4 protein-coding genes are annotated in these 22,047 nt (G+C 67.7%); all 4 read right to left on the bottom strand.

Annotation, left to right across the window (positions count from 1 at the left end; all coding sequences use genetic code 11):
* Positions 1–143 precede the first annotated feature (143 nt).
* Entirely contained in the window at positions 144–1,328 is a 1,185-nt protein-coding gene (locus tag EGJ22_RS18925) for an HlyD family type I secretion periplasmic adaptor subunit (RefSeq protein WP_125920345.1), read from the bottom strand.
* Complete coding sequence (locus EGJ22_RS18920; protein WP_009685183.1) at positions 1,325–3,493, bottom strand: type I secretion system permease/ATPase; 2,169 nt, start codon at positions 3,491–3,493, stop codon at positions 1,325–1,327. Before EGJ22_RS18920 ends, EGJ22_RS18925 begins: the two co-directional genes overlap by 4 nt.
* A complete protein-coding gene (locus tag EGJ22_RS18915) occupies positions 3,490–4,926 on the bottom strand; it encodes a TolC family outer membrane protein (RefSeq protein WP_047149712.1) in 1,437 nt (478 codons plus the stop codon). Before EGJ22_RS18915 ends, EGJ22_RS18920 begins: the two co-directional genes overlap by 4 nt.
* Positions 4,927–4,989: 63 nt before the next feature.
* A complete protein-coding gene (locus EGJ22_RS18910) occupies positions 4,990–21,870 on the bottom strand; it encodes a BapA/Bap/LapF family large adhesin (RefSeq protein WP_125920344.1) in 16,881 nt (5,626 codons plus the stop codon).
* Positions 21,871–22,047 lie beyond the last annotated feature (177 nt).

The raw sequence follows: 22,047 nt of genomic DNA, 5'->3' as shown, positions 1-22,047 counted from the left end.
GGCGGCGCTCGATCTCACAGGCGCTGAAGATGCTCCGGCTACCCTTGCCAGGAACCATAGAATCTCCCACAGGGATCACATCAGGGCTGACAGGTGTTTGCCAAAAGATATGCAGCGCCTGTGGGAGCCGGCTTGCCGGCCAGCTACCGCTCGCGCAGGGCCTCCTTGGCCCGGTTCAGCGGTTTGATCAGGTAATCGAGGATGGTTTTCTCGCCAGTGCGGATATCCACCGTGGCAATCATGCCGGGGACAATCGCGAAGTGCTTGCCGGCCTTGTTCCTCAGGCTGTCCTGCTCGGTACGGATGAACACGCGGTAGTAGTAGATTTCCGGTTTCACCTCGTCTTGCAAGGTATCCGGCGAAATACCCACCACCTTGCCATCCAGCCCGCCATACACCGAATAGTCATAGGCACTGATCTTGACCTTGGCCGCCTGGTCCGGGTGGATGAAGGCAATGTCGCGCGGGGCGATGCGGGTTTCGATCAGCAGGCGCTCGTCCATCGGCACGATCTTCATCACCTGGCCACCGGGCTGCACCACGCCGCCCAGGGTGTTCACCTCGATGTCCTTGACGATGCCGCGCACCGGCGAACGCAGGGTCAGGCGGGTGAGCGAGTCGCTGCGCCCGCGGATTACCTCTGACAGGCTGTCGGCCTCGGCGCTGGCCTTGGCCAGCTCCTCCCGGGCGCGCACCAGGTAGTCGGAGCGGGCCTCGTTGGCTTTGAGTTCAAGCTCCGAACGCTGGCGGTTCAGGCGGATGACCTCCACCCGGCTGGAGGCGCCCATTTTCGCCAGGTTTTCGGTGATCTTCAGCTCGCTGCGCACCAGCCGCAGCGAATCCTCGATGCCTGCCAGGGTCTGCTCCAGGCCACGGCGGCGGGTCTGGTACAGCGCCGTTTCCGCTTCGATCAGCTCAGGCGAGTCGCGCAGGCTGGCCGGGAAGGCCAGCGGCTTGCCGGTCACCTCGGCTTGCAGCCGGGCCTGGCTGGCCTTGGCGGCGCGGTACTTGGCCTCGCTTTCGCCCACGCTGGAGGCGGTCTTGGTCGGGTCCAACTGGGCCAGTACCTGGCCGCGCTCGACCAGGTCGCCTTCGGCCACGTTCATCTGCGCGACGATGCCCCCTTCGAACGACTGGATCACCTGCTCCCGGGAGCTGGGGATGACCTTGCCGGTACCGGTGGAAACCTCGGTCACCTCGAACCAGGCGGCCCAGGCCAGGAACGCGGCCAGCATCAGTGCGCTGAGGGTGATGAGGCGCCCGGCGCGGAATACGGCCCGGTCGTCCTGCCCGTCCAGGTAGGACGCCGGGAGTTCGTGGTTGCTCATGCCTGCGCTCCTTGCAGTTTGGCCAATGCGGCATCGCGGGTGTCATCGATGACGATGCGCCCACCGTCGAGCACCACAATGCGCTCGACCCGTTGCAGCACGCTCAGGCGGTGGGTAGCGATCACCAGCGTGCGGCCCTGGCAGAAGCGCTCCAGGTTATCCAGCAGTTTGCGCTCGGTCATGTCGTCCAGCGATGCCGTAGGTTCATCCAGCAGCAGCACCTGTGGCTGGCGCACCAACAGGCGCGACAGCACCAGTGCCTGGCGCTGGCCGCCAGACAGGCCCAGGCCGCCTTCGAGGATCAGGTGGTCCATACCCTTGGGCAGGCGGCGGACAAAGTCCAGCGCCCCGGTGGCAGCCAGCGCGGCCACCAGTTCCTGGTCGCTGGCCTGGCCGGCGCCGAGGGTCAGGTTTTCCCGCAGGGTGCCGTGGAACAGCCGCGCGTACTGCGGCAGCAGGCCTACGTCGCGGCGCAGGTCGGCAGGGTCGAGGTGGGCCAGGGCGATGCCGTCCAGGCTGACCTCGCCCTGTACCAGGTCCATGGCCCCGCCCAACGCCTGCAGCAGGGTGGACTTGCCCGCGCCGTTGCGGCCGAGCACTGCAATGCGTTCGCCCGGCTGAATATCCAGTTGGCCAATGTTGAGCACCGGGGGGGATTCTTCGCTGTAGCGGAAGTTGGCCTGGCGCAGGCGGTATTCACCGCGGATTGCCGGCAGGTGCACGCGCGCTTCGCCTTCGGGGTGGTCGACCGCCGACTGCATCAGCTTGTCCAGGCCTTGCAGGGCGACCTTGGCCTGCTGCCAGCGGGTCAGCACATGGGTCAGCTGGGCCAGTGGCGCCATCATCCGCGACGACAGCATCGACGCTGCCACCAGGCTACCGGTGGTGAGGTCGCCGGCGATCACCATCGGTGCACCGACCACGATGACCACGGCAAAAACGGCACCTTGCACGTTCTGGGTCCAGGTCACCAGGCCGTTGGTGAGCGTGCGCAGGCGCAGGTTGGTGTGTGCACAGGCTGCGTTGTACTGGTTCCACTGGCGCTCGAAGCGTGCCTCGGCCTGCAGCGCCTTGATTTCGTCCAGGCCCTGGATGCTTTCCACCAGCATGGCGTTGCGCAGCGCCGACTCGCGCATCGAGGCGTTGGCCAGCCGCGCCAGGCGCCGCTGCGCCAGCAGGCCTGGCAGCAGCATGGCCAGCAGCGCCACCAGCGGAATGAACACCAGCACGCCGCCGATCAGCCAGAACACAAACAAGAACAGCAGGAAGAACGGCAGGTCGGCCAACGCCGTGGCAGTACTGGAGGTGATCAAATCGCGGATCGACTCCAGCTCGCGCAGTTGCGAAATGAACGAGCCAGTGGACTTCGGCCGCACCGAGTTGCGCAGGCGCAAGGCATGGCCGTAGACCAGATCACTCACCCGCAGGTCGGCGCGTTTGCCGAGCAGGTCGGTGACCTTCAGGCGCAGCAGGCGCATGCTGAAGTCGAACACCAGCGCCAGCACCACGCCGCCGAACAGCACGTACAAGGTGGGTAGCGATTCTGCAGGGATCACACGGTCGTAGACCTGCATCGAAAACAGCACCCCGGCCAGCGCCAGCACGTTGGCCACCAGCGAGGCGACCATCACCTGCCCATAGGGGCGCAGGTCGCGCAGTACGATACGGGCAAACCAGTGGCGGTCGTAGGGGGCGGTGTAGTCATCGGTGCGTACATCGCGCAACGGCCGCGCCGGGCGCAACAGCGCAACCCGGGTGATGCGGCCCCTGAGCGTGTCGCGGGGCAGGCGTGTGGTCAGGCCCTGGTCACCGGCGAACACCACCGCCAGGTCATCTTCTTCGGTGACTGCCTCGACCACGGCCAACTGGCCATCGTCCAGCTCCAGTACCAGCGGTGTACGCCATTGCCGCAGGCCCTTGGCATCGAAGCGCACGAAGCGCAGTGCCAGGCCGGCCTGGCGGGCCATGTGGCGAAGAATTTCGTCCAGCGGCCGGGCATCCTCCACCGCCGCCAGGCGAATACGCTGGGGCGACACGTCCAGGCGGTAGTGGTGCGCCACCTGCAGCATCACCTCCAGCCACGGCCCCAGGTCTGGCCGGTGCGGCGCGTCCGGCGCTGCTGCCGCTGGCTGGGTGGGCAGGGTTACATTGATCGAATCGCTCATGGCTGGATCTCCACACCTTGCAGGTTGCGCCCCTCAAGGCCAAAGGCCGTGCGCAGCGCGCCGGTGTTGTACAGGCAGTCGACATCCAGGCGCAGCAGATCGGAGCGGGTGCCGGCAAGTTCGAACCGTGACTGGTAGATCTCCTGCTCGGCGTTGAGCAGGTCGAGCAGGGGCCGTGTGCCCAGGTCCAGATACTGGCGGCCATAGAGCATGCGAGCCTCCTGGATGCTGACCTGGCGCGCTTCCAGCGAACTCAGCCGGCGGCCCAGCCCGGAGGTTTGTGCCTGAGCCTCGGCCAGGCCACGCCGTGCCTGCAGGCGCGCGGCATCTTCGGCGGAGTCGGCGGCGCTCAAGGCGTGGCTGGCAGCGCGGCTGCGGGCGCTGATCGCACCACCTTGGTAGATCGGTACCTCGACGTTGAGGTAGATGCCCGCCTGGGTGCGGTCCATGCGTGAGTTATCGCGGTTGTAGTCGTTGTCCAGGTAATGGTTGACCTGGGGCTGCAGCGACACGGTCGGGTAGGCCTCGGCCTTGGCCTGGGCCAGCTCTGCCTGGCCTTGCGCACGCTGGGCCAGGGCCATCAGCACGGCCGGCAGGCGATCATCGCCTTGCGCAGGCCGCTTGCAGGCCTGGTTCAACGCCGCAGGCGACTGCTCGGCCAGGGCCGGCGGGGTCACGCGGCCCATCAGCGCGGCCAGGGTGGAGCGCCAGCGCTCGTATTGCGACTGGTATTCCTCCAGGGTGGCGCGGGCGCTTTCCACGCGGGATTCGGCCTGTACCACGTCGGAGCGGGTGCTGGCGCCCATGTCGCTGCGCTGGCGAGCCATCCCGGCAATGTCGCCCACCCCGCGGATCTGCTCGCGGGCAATGGCCATCAACTGTTCGTAGCGGCGGGTTTCGATCCAGGCATAGGCAGTGTCACGGGCCAGGTCGTCCACCACCAGCAGGATATTGGCCTGGGCCCGCGCGGCGGCGGCCTGCGCCGCGTTGACGGCGCTGTCGACCTTGCCGAAATCGTAGAGCATCTGCTTGAGCGACAGGTTGAGGGCCTGGCTGTTGCGATCGCCCCCGTAGCCGGTGTCATAACCGGTGCGGATACCGCCGGAAATCTGCGGGTAGTAACCCGCGCGGGCGACGTTGATGCCTTCGCCCTGTTTGTACAGGTTGCCGATCGCTTCGGCGATGCTGGGGTGCCATTGCGCGGCCTGCAACACCGCCTCGGTCAGGCCCAGGCGCTCGCCACTGGCGACCGGGGCCATGCCGGTCGGTGGCCGCGCAGGCACCGCCGCGGGCGCATCGCGTAGCAGCGATGGCCCGATGTGGCGCAGGTGGGGGTCTATATCATCGGCTGCCTGGGCAACCGGTTGGAGATTCAGGGCCAGGAGCCCGCAGGCTCCAAGCAACAACGGTGACAGCGGACTGCTTCGCTTCACATAGTTCCCTTACTGCTGGTCGTCCATGCCGCCGGGCGTTTGCCCGGCGGGTTTGCCGCGGCCTCAGACGACGTGAATGCCGTTCTGTACCCACAGGTGGTGGCTCGGGTCCTCCTGGGCCGTGTATTGGTTATAGTCGATCCCGTCGGCGGTCTGGTTGCCGACCAGGTTCCAGTTGTCAGTCATGTGCACCGAGTCGTGGTTGTCGCCCTTGATGATCAACGTGTCGGTGCCGGTTTCGGTGATGGCCACCACGTCGGCCAGGTTGAGTGTCAGGGCCACCGCGCTGGTGTCGTTGAGGTCGATGGCCTCGATGCCGTGCACGCGCCCGACCAGGTTGCCCAGGTCGATGCTGACATCGCCGCCACCCCATTGCAGGGTGTCGGTACCCGTGCCACCGTCGACGCTGGCGAAGTTCTGGTCGACGATCACCAGGGTGTCGTCACCGGCACCACCTTCAAGCGTGATGTGCCCGCCCTGGCTGCCCACCAGGTGGTCGTTGCCGTCGCTGCCAGCAACCACATCGCTGACAGCGGCGACACTGGCCAGGGCGACTGCCTCTTCACCGCTGTCGGCCAGCAGCGACGTGGTGCTGACCAGGCCAGCGGCATTGTCCAGGTTGATGGTCAATGTTGCCGTGTCGGTACTGCCGTTAGGGTGGGTCAGCTCGTAGGTGAAGGTATCGTGCTGGCCGACCGCTGCGGCGCTGACCCCCGAGTTGAGGGTGTAGGTGTAGCTGCCATCGGCCTGCACCAGCAAGGTGCCATAGGTGCCCGCCACGCTCACCCCGTTGTAGCCGGGTATGGTGTAGGTGTTGGCTGCGGTCAGTACGCTCAGCACGGTCAGTGCCGAACCCAGGGTATCGTCCGCCAGCAGGTTGCCGGTGGCCGCCGTAGCGCCACTGACCACGAACTCGTTCAGGTGCGTGGTGGTGGCATTGACACTGGTGGTGATCGAGCTGGCCAGGCCAATGCCGCCGGCGGTCACCCGTACGTGGTAGGTGCCGGCGCCCTGGTTCTGGAAGGTATACCCTGCGCCCCCGCCCAACAGGCTGATCAACGAGCCACCGCCTACCGATTGCACCAGCACGTACTGGCCCGTGGCCGGGTTGAGCTTGAGCAGTTCCAGGGTGGTGCCGTTGAGCAGGCTCAGCAGGTTGGCGGAATTGAGTACCACTTGCAGGTTAGCCGTGGTATCGGCAGCCACTGTAGTGGTGTAAGTGGCCTGGCGGCTGCCGATCAGCGGCAGGGTCAACGAGCCCAGCGTACTGCTGCTGGTGTCTACCCGGTTGGCCAGGGTGAGGTTGCTGAAACCTACGTCGTTGACTGCGTCAAGTACCGTGGCTGGCGCCGCGTAGTTACTGTCGCTCCAGACTTCCGTGGCTTGTGGGCTATCGATGCGCACATACAAATTGGCGCTGTCGGACAGGCCGTTGGGGTGCACCAGCTGGTAGCTGAACACATCCACTTTGCCGACGCTGGCCGGGCTGCCGTTTGGCGTGTAGGTGTAGCTGCCGTCGCCGCGGATCACCAGCGTGCCGTACAGGCCTTGCACCGTGGTGGCACTGCCGGCCGAGACGTAGCTGCCCCCTTTGAGCACCTGCAGCACCGCGGCGCTGTCCGGGCCCCGCGCATCCACCACGCCATCGGTGCCCACGTCGGTGATGACGTTGCCAGAGGTGGCTGTGCCAGTACCGGTGAACTCGGTCAGGCTGGTGGAGGTGATATCCAGCGAGGTGCTGACATTGGTGATCAGGCCAATGCCGCCGCTGCCCACCGTCAGGCGGTAATCGCCCGCCTGCAGCACCCCGATGTCGACTCGCAGGCCTTGGCCCAACGGCAACAGGATCAGGTCCAGCAAGCCCTGGCTGTTACCGGTGGCCAGCGTGACCCAGGTTCCGCTGGCATTCTTCACCTGCAGGGTGAAGGTGGTGTTGTCCAGCAGGGCCAGTGCACTGCTGGTGGTCAGGGTCAGCGTGGGGTCGGCCGTGGTGCCGGCGGCTACCGTCCAGGTGTAGGTCTTGGTGAACCCCGCCAACAGGGTGGTGAAGCTGTCGGTGTAGGTCCTGCTGGCGGTGACCGCGGCCAGGTCGACCGTCGCCGTGGCGAGGTTATCGCTGGCGATGACCGGGGCGTTGGCATCCACATCCGGCGCAGTGATGCTGGCGTTGCCCGACACGTTGCCGCGTGGGTCGCTCAGTGTCACCGCAAGCACCTGCCCGTTGTCCTGAGGGGGGCTCAGGGTCACGGTAAAGCTGCCATCGGCTTGCACGGTGGCGGTTTGCAGCACGGTGCCGCTGGCGCTGCGCACGGTCACCGTGGCGCCCACTTCACCGGTACCGGTCAGGGTGCTGCCGTCGGCACTGATCGCCAGGTTGGCGGCCGCAGCCGGCGGGGTCAGGTCCGGGGCGGTCAGTGCGGTACCGGTAGACTCATTGCCGGCACTGTCGGTGAGCGTGACGCTGAGTGCCTGGTTGTCGATCTGCGCGGCATTCAGGCTGACCACAAACAGGCCGGTGCTGCCCACGGTTGCCGTCCCCAGCACGGTCCCGGCACTGTTGCGCACGGTAACCGTGCTGCCAACCTGGCCAGAGCCGCTGACCATTGTGCCGTTGGTATTGATGGTGGCCAGCGGCGCCGCCGGCGGGGTGGTGTCCGGGGCGTTGAGGTTGACGCTGCTGGACAGGTTGCCCGCAGCGTCCGCCTGGCGCACCACCAGCAATTGCCCGTCGTTCTGTGGCGTGGTCAGGGTGATGCTGAAGGTGCCGTCGGCTTGCACCACGCCACTGCCCACCGATCCGTTGGCGCCTTGCACGGTGACGGTGGCGCCAGCTTCACCATTACCGGTCACCACGGTACCTGCGCCGTTGATGGTGACATTGGTCGGTAGCGCAGGCGGTTGCAGGTCGGCAGCGGTGTAGCGGGTGCTGCCGGACGTATTGCCCGCAACGTCGGCCTGGCTCACCGCCAAGACCTGGCCATTGAGCTGCGCGGCGTTGAGGTTGACGGCGTACACGCCACCGCCATTGACCACGGCGCTGCCGAGCACGTTGCCACCGGCATCGCGCACGGTCACCGTGGCACCGGCCTCGCCGGTACCGCTCAGCACCAGGCCGTTGGTCGACAGGCTGGTCACCAGCGGGTCGGCTGGTGCGGTGGTATCGGCTGCCTGCAAGAAGGTGGGTTGCGACTCGCCGCCCACCAGGGCCACGGCGGTGACCTGCAGGTACTCGCCGTTGAGCTGCGCCGAGTTGAGCGTCAGCGTAAAGGTACCGTTCAATGTCGCGCCACCTGTACCGATCAGGTTGCCTGCGGCATCGTACACACGGATGCCGACGCCGCTGGGCGCGTTACCTGACAAGGTCAGGCCGTCGCTGCCCAGCGTCACGTTGGTCGGCGGTACTGGCGGAGCCACCAGCGGTGTGACATAGGTCGCCACCGCCGACGTATTGATGCCGTCGGACTGCGTGATGGCCAGCGTTGCCAGCGAGCCTGCTGCCGGCGTCAGGGTGATCTGGAAGTTGCCAGCGGCGTCTACCGTCCCAGTGCCTAGCACGCTGCCGCCCAGGCTGACGGTGACCGTGGCATTGGCCTCGCCCTTGCCGGTGAGCACGTTGAAAGTGTTGTTGATTGCCAGGTTGGTCACCAGGTCAGGTGGCGAGGTGTCGTTGGCCTGGTAGGGCGCAGCAACCGAGACGTTGCCGGCGTCATCGGTAGACACCACGCTGAGCAACTGGCCATTGTTCTGCGCCGGGCTGATGGGCACGGTGAAGCGCCCGTCGGCACCGACCTCCACCTGGCCCACGAGGGTGTTGTCCGGGCCACGCACGGTGATCAGCGTGCCGGCCTCGGCAGTGCCGGTCATCGATGTGCCGGCCGGGTTGAGCAGCAAGTCGCTTGGCTGCACCGGTGCGGTCAGGTCGGGGGCGCTCAGCTCCAGGGGGGCCGACGGGTTGCCGGTGGCGTCCTGGGCAATGATGGTCAGCGTTTCGCCGTTGATTTGAGGCTGGCTCAAACCGAGGACGAAGGTGCCATCCAGGTCGACCGTCACCTGGCCCAGCAGGTCACCGTTGTTGTTTATCACCGTGACCCGGGTACCGGCCTCGGCGGTGCCGATCAACTGGGTACCGCTGTCGTTGATGCTGGCAATGACGATGGCCGGCGGCGTTACGTCGACTGCCGTGACGATACTGATCGGCGACACGTTGTCACTGGCGTCGGTGAGGGTTACCTGCACCTGCTGGCCATTGAGCTGGGCGGTGTCCAGGCCGACGCTGAAGGTGCCGTCGGCAGCGACCGTGGTGGTGCCGATTTGCGTTGTACCCACATAGACGCGCACCGTGGTACCCGCTTCGCCAACCCCGGTCAGCTCATCGCCTGCCGCATTGAGCCGCAACTCGGTTGCAGCAGCGGGCGGCGTGAAGTCCGGCGCCTGCACGCTGACGGGCGCGCTGACGTTGCCGGGCGGATCGGCCTGCAGTACCGACAGCACCTGGTTGTCGATTTGTGCAGGCGACAACACGACGCTGAAGCTGCCGTCGGCCAGCACCGTAGCGGTTCCCAGTACGCTACCGGCGGCGTTGCTCACGATCACGGTGGCGCCGGCCTCACCCAGGCCAGTGACCACACTGCCGTCGGCGTTGATCGCCACCTGGGTGAGCGGGGCAGGTGGGGTGAAGTCCGGGGTCTGCAGGGTCGCTGCTGCCGACACGTTACCGGCGGCGTCGGCCTGGGTGAAGCTGAGCAGCTCGGCATTGCCCAGTGCCGGGTTCAGGGTAATGGTGAAGTGCCCGCTGGCATCGACGATGGCGCTGCCGATCGGGGCGCCGCTCGGGTCGGTCACGGTCACCTCGGCGCCGACTTCGCCGCGGCCGGTCAGGGTGACACCATCGCCGGAAACCGCCAGGTCGCTCGGCGCCGCAGGTGGTGTAGTGTCTGGCGCGGTGATGGTGCTGGCGGCCGACTGGTTGCCGGCCGCATCGGTCAGAAGCACCTGTAGCGGCTGACCGTTGGCTTGCGGCGAGGCGAGCACGACCTGGAAGCTGCCGTCGGCGCGCACTACGGCCGTGCCCAGCACGCTGCCATCGGCAGCCATTACCCACACGCTGGCGCCGGCCTCGCCGCTACCGTTAAGCAGGCTGCCGCCCCCGGCGAATGCCAGGTCTGCGGCGGCATCCGGTGCCACGCGGTCGGGGGCAGTGATGCTCACGCTGTTGGACTCGTTGCCGGCCGCATCGGCCTGGCTGGCGCTGAGCTGTTCGCCGTTGAGTTGGACGCTGCCCAGGGTGGCGCTGAAGTTGCCATTGGCATCGACCACTGTCGTGCCCAGGTCGATACCGCCTTCACCGACCACGGTAACGGTGGCGCCTGGTTCGCCGCGCCCGGTCAGGACCAGGCCGTCGCTGGACAGCACCAGGTTGCTGAGCGGCTGCGGCGCCGTGGTGTCCGGCGCCTGCAATGTGGCCGGCAGCGACAGGCTGCCATCGCTGGCCATTGCGCTCACTTGCAGCACTTCGCCATTGGCCTGTGCGCTGCCCAGGTTGACGCTGAAGGTGCCGTCGTTGGCGACCGGGCTGCTGCCCAGCACCGCGCCGTTGGGGCCGTAAACAGTGACCGTGCTGCCCGCCGTGGCGGTGCCGGTGATCGATAGACCGTCTGCAGCCAGCACCAGGTTGTCTGGCGTGGCGGGGGCCAGAATGCCTGGCGCAGTCACGTTTTGCTCAGGCGAGGCGTTTTGCGCGGCATCGGTTTGCACCACGCCCAGGCGTTCACCGGTGAGCGCCGCAGGCGACAAGGCCACGCTGAAGCTGCCATCGGCGGCCACGGTTGCGGTACCCAGTATGGTCGCGTCCGGGGCGCGTACGGTGACCGTCGCACCTGCTTCACCCTGGCCGGTAAGGGTCGCGCCATCGGCAGACACCGCCAGGTTACTGACCGCCGCGGGCGGCGTGGTATCGGCGGCCGTGTACGGCGCCGCAGGCGATACATTGCCCGCCGCGTCGGTGGCAGTTACCTGCAGGTTCTGGCCATTGGTCTGGGCACTGTTCAGCGTGACCTGGAAAGTGCCGTTGCTGCTGGCCACCACGCTGCCCAGCACACTGCCGCCGGCATCGCGCACGGTCACGGTGCTGCCGGCTTCGGCGTTACCGGTCAGTTGCAGCCCCGTCGCCGACAGGGCCAATGCCGTGGGGGCTGCTGGCGGGGTGAAGTCGGGTGCGGTCACCGCCACGGCGTTGGAGGTGTTGTTGCCGGCATCGGTCTGGGTCACGCTCAGTTGCTGGGCGTTGAGCTGGGCAGTGGTCAAGGTCAGGCTGAAGCTGCCGTTGGCCGCGATCAGGCCGGTGCCGATGATGGTGCCGTCAGGCCCGCGCACGGTCACGCTGGCGCCGGCTTCGCCCAGGCCACTGAGGGTCAGGCCGTTGTTGTTCAGCACCACATTGGTCAGCGGTGCAGGCGGGGTCAGGTCTGGCGTGGCCACGTTCACCGCTGGCGAGGTATTGCCGGCGGCGTCCACTTGCGTCACACCAATGGCCTGGCCGCTGTTTTGCGGCGTATCGAACGTCACGGTGAAGCGGCCATCGGCGCCCACCGTGGCGCTACCCAGCACAGTACCGGCGGCATTGCTGACCTGTACCGTAGCGCCCACTTCACCGCTACCGGAAAGCTGCCTGCCGTCGGCACTGAGCAGCGGGTCGGCGATGGCGGCAGGTGGCGTGCGATCCGGGGTAGCCAGGCTGGCGGGGCCAGATACGTTGCCTGCGGCATCACTGAGGGTGACCTGCAGCGGGCTGCCGCTGACTTGCGCGCTGGGCAGGGTGATCTGGAACTGGCCGCTTTGGTTGACGGTGCCGGTAGCCAGGATGGCGCCACTGGCATCGCGCACAGTGACACTGGCACCGGCTTCGCCCTGGCCGCTGACCACGGTGGCGGCGGCGTTCAGGCTGAGGTTGCTGGCGGCGGCTGGGGCCTGCAGGTCGGGTGCCTGCAGGCTGGCGGCCAGCGACACGTTACCCGCAGCGTCGGCCTGGGTGACGATCAGGTTCTGGCCGTTGGCCGCCGCCGGTGACAGGGTGATGCTGTACAGGCCATTGCTGCCGACCACGCCGCTACCCAGCACATTCCCCTGGGCGTCGGTGACCCGCACGTTGGCACCCACTTCGCCTTGGCCGGTCAGCGTGCTGCCGGTGCGGTCGATGGTGGCGCTCGGGGCTTCAGGTGCAGTGATATCGTTGGCGACCACGGTGGCCGGTACCGAGGGCTGGCCGTCGGCGCCGATCCGCGCGCTGACCTGCAAGGTCTGTGCGTTGAGCTGGGCGTTGCTGAAGAACACCCGGAAGACACCATCGCTGCCCACCGTCGCCGTGCCCAGCGTGGTGCCGGCGGATGTCACGGTGATCAACGCGCCCACCGTGCCGGTGCCCGTCAGCACGAAGCCGTCGGCGCTGATGGCCAGGTCCGCCGGGGTGGCCACTTCGCTGCCGGTCGGGCCAGTCAGGGTCACACCGTCGGATTCATTGCCGGCCGGGTCGATGACCACCACGCTGACCTCTTCGCCAGCGGCCAGCGGCGGGTCGACCGGCACCACGAAGGTACCATCCGGCCCTGCGGTGGTGGTGCCACGGTCACTGTTGTCCGGGTTGCGGATGACCACGGTGCTGCCCGGCTCTGCAGTGCCGCCGACGCTGCTGCCGTCGGGGCTCACAGTCACGCCGCTGGCAGCTTCCGGGTCGGTGGTGTCGGGTGCGGTAACGGTAACCGGTGCCGAGCTGTTGCCCGCCGGGTCGGTGACGATCACGGTCACGCTTTCGCCGTTGTTCTGCGGGGTTGGCAGTGGCACGTTGAAGCTGCCGTCGGGGTTCACTTCAACCGTGGTTTCCACGCCTGCGCCGTCACGCACCGTCACGGTATCAGCGCCCGGTGCATTGCCGCTGACCGTGCTGCCGTCTTCGCTGACCACCACCCCGGTGGGCAAGGCCGGCGGGGTGAGGTCGGGTGCAGTGATCGGGGTGCTGTCGGAGACATTGCCCGCCACATCGGTCAAGGTCACCTGCAGCGCCTGGCCATCGAGCTGGGCCGGGCTGACCGCGACAGTGAAGCTGCCGCCAACCGGCACCACCACGCTGCCCAGCAGGTCGCCGGCGGCGTTGCGTACCTCGACGGTGCTGCCTGCTTCGCCCGTACCCTGAACGGTGTCGCCGCCCGCGCTTATGGTCAGGCCACCCGGTGCTTGCGGTGCGGTGCTGTCGTCGGCAGTGAACGCCACGGATGGCGACGTGTTGCCGCCAGCATCGACCACTACCACCGACACGGTTTCGCCGTTGGTCTGGGCGGGGGCCAGGGGCACGCTGAAGCTGCCGTCCTCTTCCACCTGCGCGGAGCCCAGCAGGTCGCCAGCGCCGTTGCGCACCTGCACGGTACTGCCTGGTTCGGCCTGGCCGGTGAGTGCCGTGCCCGTGCCATTGATGCCTAGGCCTTCAGCGGCTACCGGGGCTTCCAGGTCCGGCGCGGTGACGCTGCCGGCGGTGGAGGTATTGCCGGTCGCGTCCGCCTGGGTGACGGCCAAGGTCTGGCCATTGAGCTGCGGTGGGTCGATGGTCACCTGGAAGCTGCCGTCCGTTTGTACGGTGGCAGTGCCCAGCACGGCGCCGCCGGCGCCGGTCACGGTTACCTGCGCCCCCGGCTCGCCGCTACCGCTCAGGCTGCCACCGTCACCCGCCAGTACCAGGCCGGTGGGTGTGTCGGGGGCCTGGGTATCCGGTGCCGACAGATCGACCGCGGTCGACAGGTTGCCACTGGCGTCGCGCTGCTCGACGGTCAGGGCCTGACCGTTGGTTTGCGGGGTATCGAGGCTGATTTCGAACGCACCACCGGCGCCTACCACGATGCTGCCCAGTACGCTGCCGTCCGGCCCGCGTACGGTCACGGTCGCACCCGGTTCACCGTTGCCGGTGACCGTGACGCCGTCGCCATCGATGGCCGGGTTGGTCACTGCTTGCGGCGGGGTACTGTCTGGCGCGGTGAAGTCCACTGGCCCGGCGCTGTTGCCTTGGCTGTCGGTGGCTTCCACGGTCAGGCTTTCGCCATTGCGCTGCGGTGCGTTGAGGGTGACGTCGAAGCGCCCGTCCCCGCCCACGGTGGCGGTCCCCAGCACATTGCCGTCGGCATCGCGCACGGTGACCAGCGAGCCGCTCTGGCCCTGGCCGGTGAGGTGGATGCCGGCGCTGTCGATGGCCAGCCCCGACGGTTGCAGCGGGCCATCCAGGTCAGGTGCGATAACGGTGGCGGTCGAGCTGTTGCCAGCGGCGTCACGCAGCACCACGTCCAGCTCCTGGCCATCGGTTTGCGCCGGGTTCAGGACCACGCTGATCACGCCATCGGCGCCCACCTGGGCATTACCCAGTACGTTGCCCTGGGCGTCCACCACCTGCACGCGGGTGCCGGGTTCGCCACGGCCGGTCAATACGCTGCCATCGTTGCTCAGTTGCAACTCGCTGGCCTCGTTGGGCGGGGTTATGTCCGGTGCGCCGATCTGGGTCGGCAGTGAGCTGTTGCCATCCGCGTCGATGGCTACCACATCCAGCAGCTCGCCGTTCGCCTGGGCAGGGCTGAGGGGGATGTTGAAGCTGCCGTCGTTGCCGACTTGCACGCTACCCAGCACACCGCCTTGGGCATCCCGCACTTCCACCAGGCTGCCAGCCGGGGCCGTACCACTGATGGCGCTGCCATCGGCAGCTACCACCAGCCCCGTCGGGCTGTCCGGCACGGCAATGGCCGGTACGGTGACCGTCAGGGCAACCGAAGGGTTGCCGGCGGCATCGGTCTGTTGCAAGGCAATGGCGTCGCCTGCGGCCAGTGGGCTGTCGAGGTCGATCAGGAAGGTGCCATTCGCTGCGACCACCCCGGTGCCGATCACGTTGCCATTGCCATCCCGGATTTCAACCGTGGCACCCGCTTCACCACGGCCGGAAACGACCAGGCTGCCAGCACCCAGCACAACATTGCTGATAATGCCGGGCGGGGTGATGTCCGGGGTTACGTAGCTCAAGGGCAGCGAGGTGTTGCCTGCGGCGTCGGTCACCCGCACGCTGACGGTTTCGCCATTGGCCTGCGCCGGGGCGAGGATGAGGCTGAAACTGCCATCCGCTTCGGCGAGGGTACTGCCGATCACGTTGCCAGCAGCGTCGCGTACCTCTACCCGGGCACCGGCCTCGGCATTGCCGGTCAGGCTGACGCCATCGACCAGCGCCAGGTCGGTGGGTTGCAGTGGCGCCACCTGATCCGGTGCGGTCAGCGGGCTTGGGCTGGACACGTTGCCAGCGGCATCGGTCAAGGTCACTTGCAGTGACGAGCCATCCACCACCGGGGTAGGCAGGGTAACGTTGAAACTGCCGTCCTGCTGCACGGTGCCGCTGGCCAGCAGTTGGCCTTGGTCGTTGCGTACCTCTACGGTGGTGCCGGCTTCGCCGCGGCCGGACACGGTGCGGCCGTCATTGCTGATCGCCAGGTTGGTGGCAGGCTCTGGTGGCGTGGTGTCGCCGCCGTTGTCGATGACCGGTGCGGTAAGGCTGCCCGCCTGCGAGGCATTGCCGGCTGCGTCGGTGGCAACCACTTGCAACTGTTCGCCCGCCACCTGGGCAGGGCTAAGGGTGATTTCAAACGCACCACTGGCGCCCACCACCACGGTGCCAAGTACGGTGCTGCCATCGGCCGCCAGCACGCGCACGGTGCTGCCAGGTTCGGCACGGCCGCTGACGGCGGTACCGTCGGCGGTAATGGCCAGTTCGCTAGGCGCCACCGGTGGCGTGATGTCTGGTGCGCTGACCTGTACCGGCAGGGACGAAGTGCCGTTGTTGTCGATGGCTACCACATCCAGCAGTTGGCCATTGGCCTGGGCCGGGTTGAAGTCCACGGTGAAGGTGCCTTCAGCGCCGACCACCACGCTACCGATCAGCGCACCCTCGGCATCATGCACTTCCACGCGGCTGCCCACGGGGGCCGAGCCACTGACGCTGGTACCGTCTTCGGCGACCACCAGGTCGCTTGGGCTGAGCGGTACGGTTACCAGCGGCACGTCATAGTCCAGCGCCAGCGAGGCGTTGCCGCTCGGGTCGGTCTGGACCAGGCTCAGGCGTTCACCCGGCAACGCGGCCGGGTCGAGGTCGAGCAGGAAGGTGCCGTTCGCGGTCACCACGCCGCTGCCGATCAGGGTGCCGTTGGCGTTGCGCACCTGCACGGTAGCGCCGGCTTCGCCACGCCCGCTCAAGGCCAGGCCATCGGCGCCGACCACGATATTGCTGACCTGCGCCGGGGCAGTGGTGTCTGGCGCCTGGTACTGCAGTGGCGAGGAAATGTTGCCGGCAGCATCCACCAGGCGAATGTCCAGCACTTCGCCATTGGCCTGTGCTGGGGTCAGGGTCACGCTGAACGTGCCGTCGTCGTTGACCTGAGCGCTGCCCAGCAGGGTGCCCGCGGCATCGCGCACCTGCACGCTGGCGCCTGGCTCGCCGCTACCGATGAGGGTGACGCCGTCGACCAGCGCCAGACCGGTGGGCTGCGCGGGCGCCTGCAGGTCCGGTGTTACCACCGACGCAGGGGCGGAGGCATTGCCGGCGGCGTCGGTCAGCACCACTTGCAAGGTGCTGCCGTCCTTGACTGCAGGTTCCAGGGCCAGGGTGAAGCTGCCATCCGGGTTGACCGTGCCGTTTGCCAGCACGTTGCCTTGGGCGTCGCGCACTTGCACGCTGGCACCGGCTTCACCGCGGCCGCTGAGCTGGGCACCGGCCAGGCCGACAAGCAGGTTGGTGGCGGCTTCCGGTGGCGTGTTGTCGCCACCGTCAATGTCTGGTGCGGTGACCGTGCCGGCCGTAGAAGCATTGCCGGCGGCATCGGTAGCGGTAACTTGCAGCACCTCGCCGTTCAACTGGGCGGGGTCCAGGGTAATGCTGAAGCTGCCGGTGGCACCGACTACCGCGGTGCCAAGCACAGTGGTGCCATCGGCCGCCAGCACGCGTACGGTGCTGCCGACTTCTGCGCGGCCGGTGACCACGCTGCCGTCGGCGCTGATTACCAGCTCGCTGGGGGTGACCGGTGGGGTGATGTCCGGTGCGGAGACCTGGGCTGGAAGGGACGAAGCACCGCTGCCATCGATGGCCACCACCTCCAGCAGTTCGCCATTGGCCTGGGCCGGGTTGAGAATGACCGTGAAGGTGCCGTCCTGGCCAACCTGCACACTGCCAACCAGCGTTCCGTCGGCGCCGTAGACCTCCACGCGGCTGCCGGCCGGCGCGGCGCCGCTGATGCTGCTGCCATCTTCGGCGACTATCAAGTCGCTCGGGCTGGCAGGGGCAGGGGTGACCGGCACCTCGAACTGCAGCGCTTCGGAGGTATTACCGCTCGGGTCGGTTTGCACCAGACTCAACTGAGCGCCGGGTTGCGTGCCGGGATTCAGGTCGATCAGGAAAACGCCATTGGCAGCGACCACGCCGCTGCCGATCACGGTGCCGTCGGCATTGCGCACTTCAACGGTGGCGCCGGCTTCGCCGCGCCCACTCAGCGCCAGGCCATCGGCGCCGACCACGATGTCGCTCACAGCCGCCGGTGGCGTGGTGTCGGGTGCGGTGAATGCCAGCGGTGTCGAGCTGTTGCCGGCAGCATCGACCAGGCGCACATCCAGGGCTTCGCCATTGGCCTGGGCAGGTGACAAGGACAGGCTGAACGCCCCGTCCGCACCGACCACGCCGCTGCCGATCACGGTGCCATCCGCATTGCGCACCTGCACGGTGGCGCCAGGTTCGCCACGGCCAGTGAAGGTGACGCCATCGGCCAGGGCCAGGTCGGTCGGCTGGGCCGGGGCCTGCAGGTCCGGTGCGGTGACCGTGCCAGGTTGCGAAACGTTGCCGGCAGCGTCGGTCAGGGTCACTTGCAGGACGCTGCCGTCGTCGACGGCTGGGCTCAGGGTGAGGACGAAGCTGCCATCCGGGTTGACCGTGCCGTTGGCCAGCACATTACCTTGGGCGTCACGCACCTCCACGCGGGTGCCGGGTTCGCCGCGACCGCTCAGCTGGCCGCCGGCCAGGCCGATCACCAGGTCTGTGGGTGCCAGCGGTGCTGTGTTGTCGCCACCGTCAATGTCTGGGGCGGTGACGGTGCCGGCCGCAGAAGCGTTGCCGGCATTATCGGTAGCGGTAACTTGCAGCACCTCGCCGTTTACCTGGGCGGGGTCGAGGGTGATGCTGAAGCTGCCGGTGGCACCGACTACCGCGGTGCCAAGCACCGTGGTGCCGTCGGCCGCCAGCACGCGTACGGTGCTGCCGGCTTCGGCGCGGCCGCTGAGCACGCTGCCGTCGGCGCTGATCACCAGCTCGCTGGGGGTGACCGGTGGGGTGATGTCCGGTGCGGAGATCTGGGCTGGCAGGGACGAAGCACCGCTGCCATCAATGGCCACCACGTCCAGCAGTTCGCCATTGGCCTGGGCGGGTACGAGGGTGACGGTGAAGCTGCCATCGTCGCCTGCAACCCCACTGCCAAGCAGCGTGCCATTGGCATCATGGACCTCCACGCGGGTGCCGGCCGGCGCGGTGCCGCTGATGCTGCTGCCGTCTTCGGCAACCACCAGGTCGCTGGGGCTGGCGGGCGCAGGCGTGGTCGGCACTGCGAACTCCAAGGCCTCGGAGGCATTGCCACTCGGGTCGGTCTGCACCAGGCTCAGTTGCGCGCCGGGCTGCACGGCCGGTTCGAGGTCGATCAGGAAGGTACCGTTAGCGCTGACCACGCCGCTGCCGATCACGGTGCCGTCGGCATCTCGCACTTCTACGGTGGCGCCGGCTTCACCACGCCCACTCAGCGCCAGGCCGTCGGCGCCGACCACGATGTTGCTTACGGCAGCCGGTGGCGTGGTGTCGGGTGCGGTGAATTCCAGCGGTGTCGAGCTGTTACCGGCAGCATCGACCAGGCGCACATCCAGGGCCTCGCCATTGGCCTGGGCAGGTGACAAGGACAGGCTGAACGCCCCGTCCGCACCGACCACGCCGCTGCCGATAAGGGTGCCAGCCGCGTTGCGCACCTGCACGGTGGCGCCGGGCTCGCCGCGGCCATTGAAAGTGACCCCACCAAGCAGGGCCAATTCGGTTGGCGGCGCAGGTGGCTGCAGGTCGGGTGAGGTGACCGAGCCGTTGGGCGACTGGTTGCCGGCAGCATCGGTCAGGGTCACTTGCAGTGCACTGCCGTCGTTCACCGGCGGGTCCAGGGTGATGGTGAAGCTGCCGTCGGCACCTACGCTGCCGGTGGCCAGGATATTCCCGGCCGCATCACGGACTTGCACGCTGGCGCCCGGTTCGCCACGCCCGCTCAGCTGGCTACCGGCCAGCGCTATGGCCAGGTCGGTCGGCGCTGCTGGTGGCGTGGTATCGACCCCATCAAGGTCCGGCGCGGTCACCGCGCTGGTGGCTGAGGTGTTGCCCGCCGCATCGGTGGCGGTGGCTTGCAGCACTTCACCGTCGGTTTGTGGTGGGGCCAGCTCGATGCTGAACACCCCGGTCGGGCCGACCACGGCGCTACCCAGCTCGGTACCATCGGCAGCCACGATGCGCACGGTGCTGCCGGGTTCGGCGCGGCCGGTGATCACGCTGCCGTCGGCACTGACTGCCAGCTCGGCAGGTGCCGCGGGTGCCGTGATATCGGGCGCGGTGATCTGGGTGGGCACGGAGGACACGCCCTCGGCATCGAGGGCCAGTACGTTCAGCAGTTCGCCGTTGGCCTGGGAAGGGGTGAGCTCGATGCTGAAGCTGCCGTCGGCGTTGGCTACGGCGCTGCCAATCAGCGTGCCGCTGGCATCGCGTACTTCCACTCGGCTGCCGGCAGGGGCGCTGCCCGTGAGGGTAGTGCCATCGGCATCGATGGCCAGCCCGCTGGGGCTGGCCGGGGCAGTGGTGAGCGGTACATCGTACTCGACGGCCACCGAAGCATTGCCGCTGGGGTCCACTTGCAGCAGGGTCAGCTGGTCGCCGGGTTGCACGGCCGGGTCGAGGTCGATCAGGAAGGTGCCGTTGGCCGTGACCACGCCACGACCCAGCAGGTTGCCGTCGGCGTCCCGCACTTCCACAGAAGCCCCGGCTTCACCATGGCCACTGAGGCGGGTGCCGCCCGCACCGACCAGGATATCGCTGACGGCATCCGGCGCAGTAATGTCCGGGGCGTTGAATTGCAGGGGCGTCGAGCTGTTGCCGGCGGCGTCGACCAGGCGTACGTCAAGCGCTTCACCGTTGGCCTGGGCAGGGGACAGGCTCAGGCTGAACGTTCCGTCCTGGTTGACCACCGCCGAGCCGAGCAGGTTACCGGCAGCGTCGCGCACCTGTACGGTGGCCCCCGGTTCGCCGCGGCCGGTGAAGGTCACCCCGTCCGCCAGTGCCAGGTCGGTGGGCTGTGCCGGTGGCAGCAGGTCGGGCGACGTCACTGCGCCTGGCTGCGACACGTTGCCGGCAGCGTCGGTAAGGGTGACTTGCAGGGTGCTGCCATCCTTGACGGCCGGGTCCAGGGTAATGACGAAGGTGCCATCCGCGCCGACGGTGCCGGTCGCGATGACCGTGCCTGCGGCATCACGCACCTGCACGGTGCTGCCGGCTTCGCCACGGCCGCTGAGCTGGCTGCCGGCCAGGCCGATGGCCAGGTCGCTGGGTGCTTGCGGTGGGGTGGTGTCGCCGCCGTCGACGCTCGGCGCGGTCACCGAACTGGCGGTAGAGGTGTTGCCAGCTGCGTCGGTGGCCGTGGCTTGCAGTGTTTGGCCATCCACTTGCGCCGGGCTGAGGGTAATGCTGAATACGCCCGTGGCGCCGACCACTGCGGTGCCCAGCTGGCTGCCGTCGGCGGCGAGGATACGTACGGTGCTGCCGGGTTCGGCACGGCCAGTGAGTACCGTACCGTCCTGGCTGACCACCAGTGCGCTCGGTGCAGCCGGGGCGGTGATATCCGGGGCTGTGAACACCAAGGGTGTCGAGCTGTTGCCGGCGGCATCTACCTGGCGTATGTCCAGGGCTTCACCGTTGGCTTGTGCGGGGGAAAGCGTGAGGCTGAAAGTGCCGTCGGCGTTGACCACGCCGCTGCCAATCAGGTTACCGGCAGTATCGCGCACCTGCACGGTGGCACCCGGCTCGCCGCGACCGCTGAGGGTAACGCCATTGGCAAGGGCCAGGTCACTCGGCTGGTCAGGGGCCGTGGTGTCGGGCGTGTCGATATCTGGCGCGTTGATGCTGGCCGGCGGTGAAACATTGCCGGCGGCGTCGCTGGCACTGACCTCCAGGGCCTGACCATCGGTTTGCGCAGGTTGCAGGGTGATGCTGAACTGGCCGTCGGCGCCGGCTACGGCAGTGCCCAGCACTGCGCCGTCGGCCCCGCGTACGGTTACCGTCGAGCCGGCTTCGGCACGGCCGGTCAGGCGCAGGCCATCGGGCGATACCAACAGGTCGATGGGCGTGGCCGGTGGGGTGGTGTCCGGGTCGGCGCCACCCCCGCCACCGCCACCCCCGCTGCCGGCCGCCGCCGCCGCACCGCCGGCACCGAGCAGGCTGAGCCCGGCAATCGCCCAGGTAGGCATGGCGCTGCCAGCGGTACCCAGGCCTGCAACCAGCTCATCCAGGGAGTTTACGTCTTCGAAGGTGAAGCCCTCGAATGCCGCCGCATTGTACTGGGCGTGCCACAGGGTGCCGTCCTCGCCAACGAAGACAATGTCGCTGCCGACACCGGCCTGGTCCACTGCGAAGAAATTGCCGATGGTGATTTTTTCCCCGGACTTCAGGGTGAGGACCAAGTCCTGCCCGCGCTGGGTGACGGTGGCCAGCTGATCGGGAGCCACGGGCATCTGCACGACGCCTGGCCCTTTGAGATTGATATTGCCCCAGGCGCTCTGAGTGGCGACTTCAGTTTGCTTATCGGCGACGACGATGTTGTCCATGGATGCTCCCTGCTGGTGTCCGGATCCCCCAGCCCGTTATCGGGCTACAACCGCAGTAACAGGACCTGTGCAGGGGTGTTACGCACAGCCTCGACCAGGCAGCCGAGAGTGGGGTGGTTAGGGAGATATAGCAGCCAGGCGGGAAGCAACCAGATGGCTTTCTGGGTTAATCCTTTT

The sequence above is a fragment of the Pseudomonas sp. p99-361 genome, from assembly GCF_003935475.1.
Lineage (GTDB): Bacteria > Pseudomonadota > Gammaproteobacteria > Pseudomonadales > Pseudomonadaceae > Aquipseudomonas > Aquipseudomonas juntendi.
The sequence above is the reverse complement of the archived record's forward strand: the minus strand, read 5'-3'. Positions and strand labels throughout refer to the sequence as shown.

Bases quoted from the DNA above. Each gene is read 5' to 3' on its own strand.
- EGJ22_RS18925 (WP_125920345.1), bottom strand. From the start codon at position 1,328: ATGAGCAACCACGAACTCCCGGCGTCCTACCTGGACGGGCAGGACGAC.
- EGJ22_RS18920 (WP_009685183.1), bottom strand. From the start codon at position 3,493: ATGAGCGATTCGATCAATGTAACCCTGCCCACCCAGCCAGCGGCAGCA.
- EGJ22_RS18910 (WP_125920344.1), bottom strand. From the start codon at position 21,870: ATGGACAACATCGTCGTCGCCGATAAGCAAACTGAAGTCGCCACTCAG.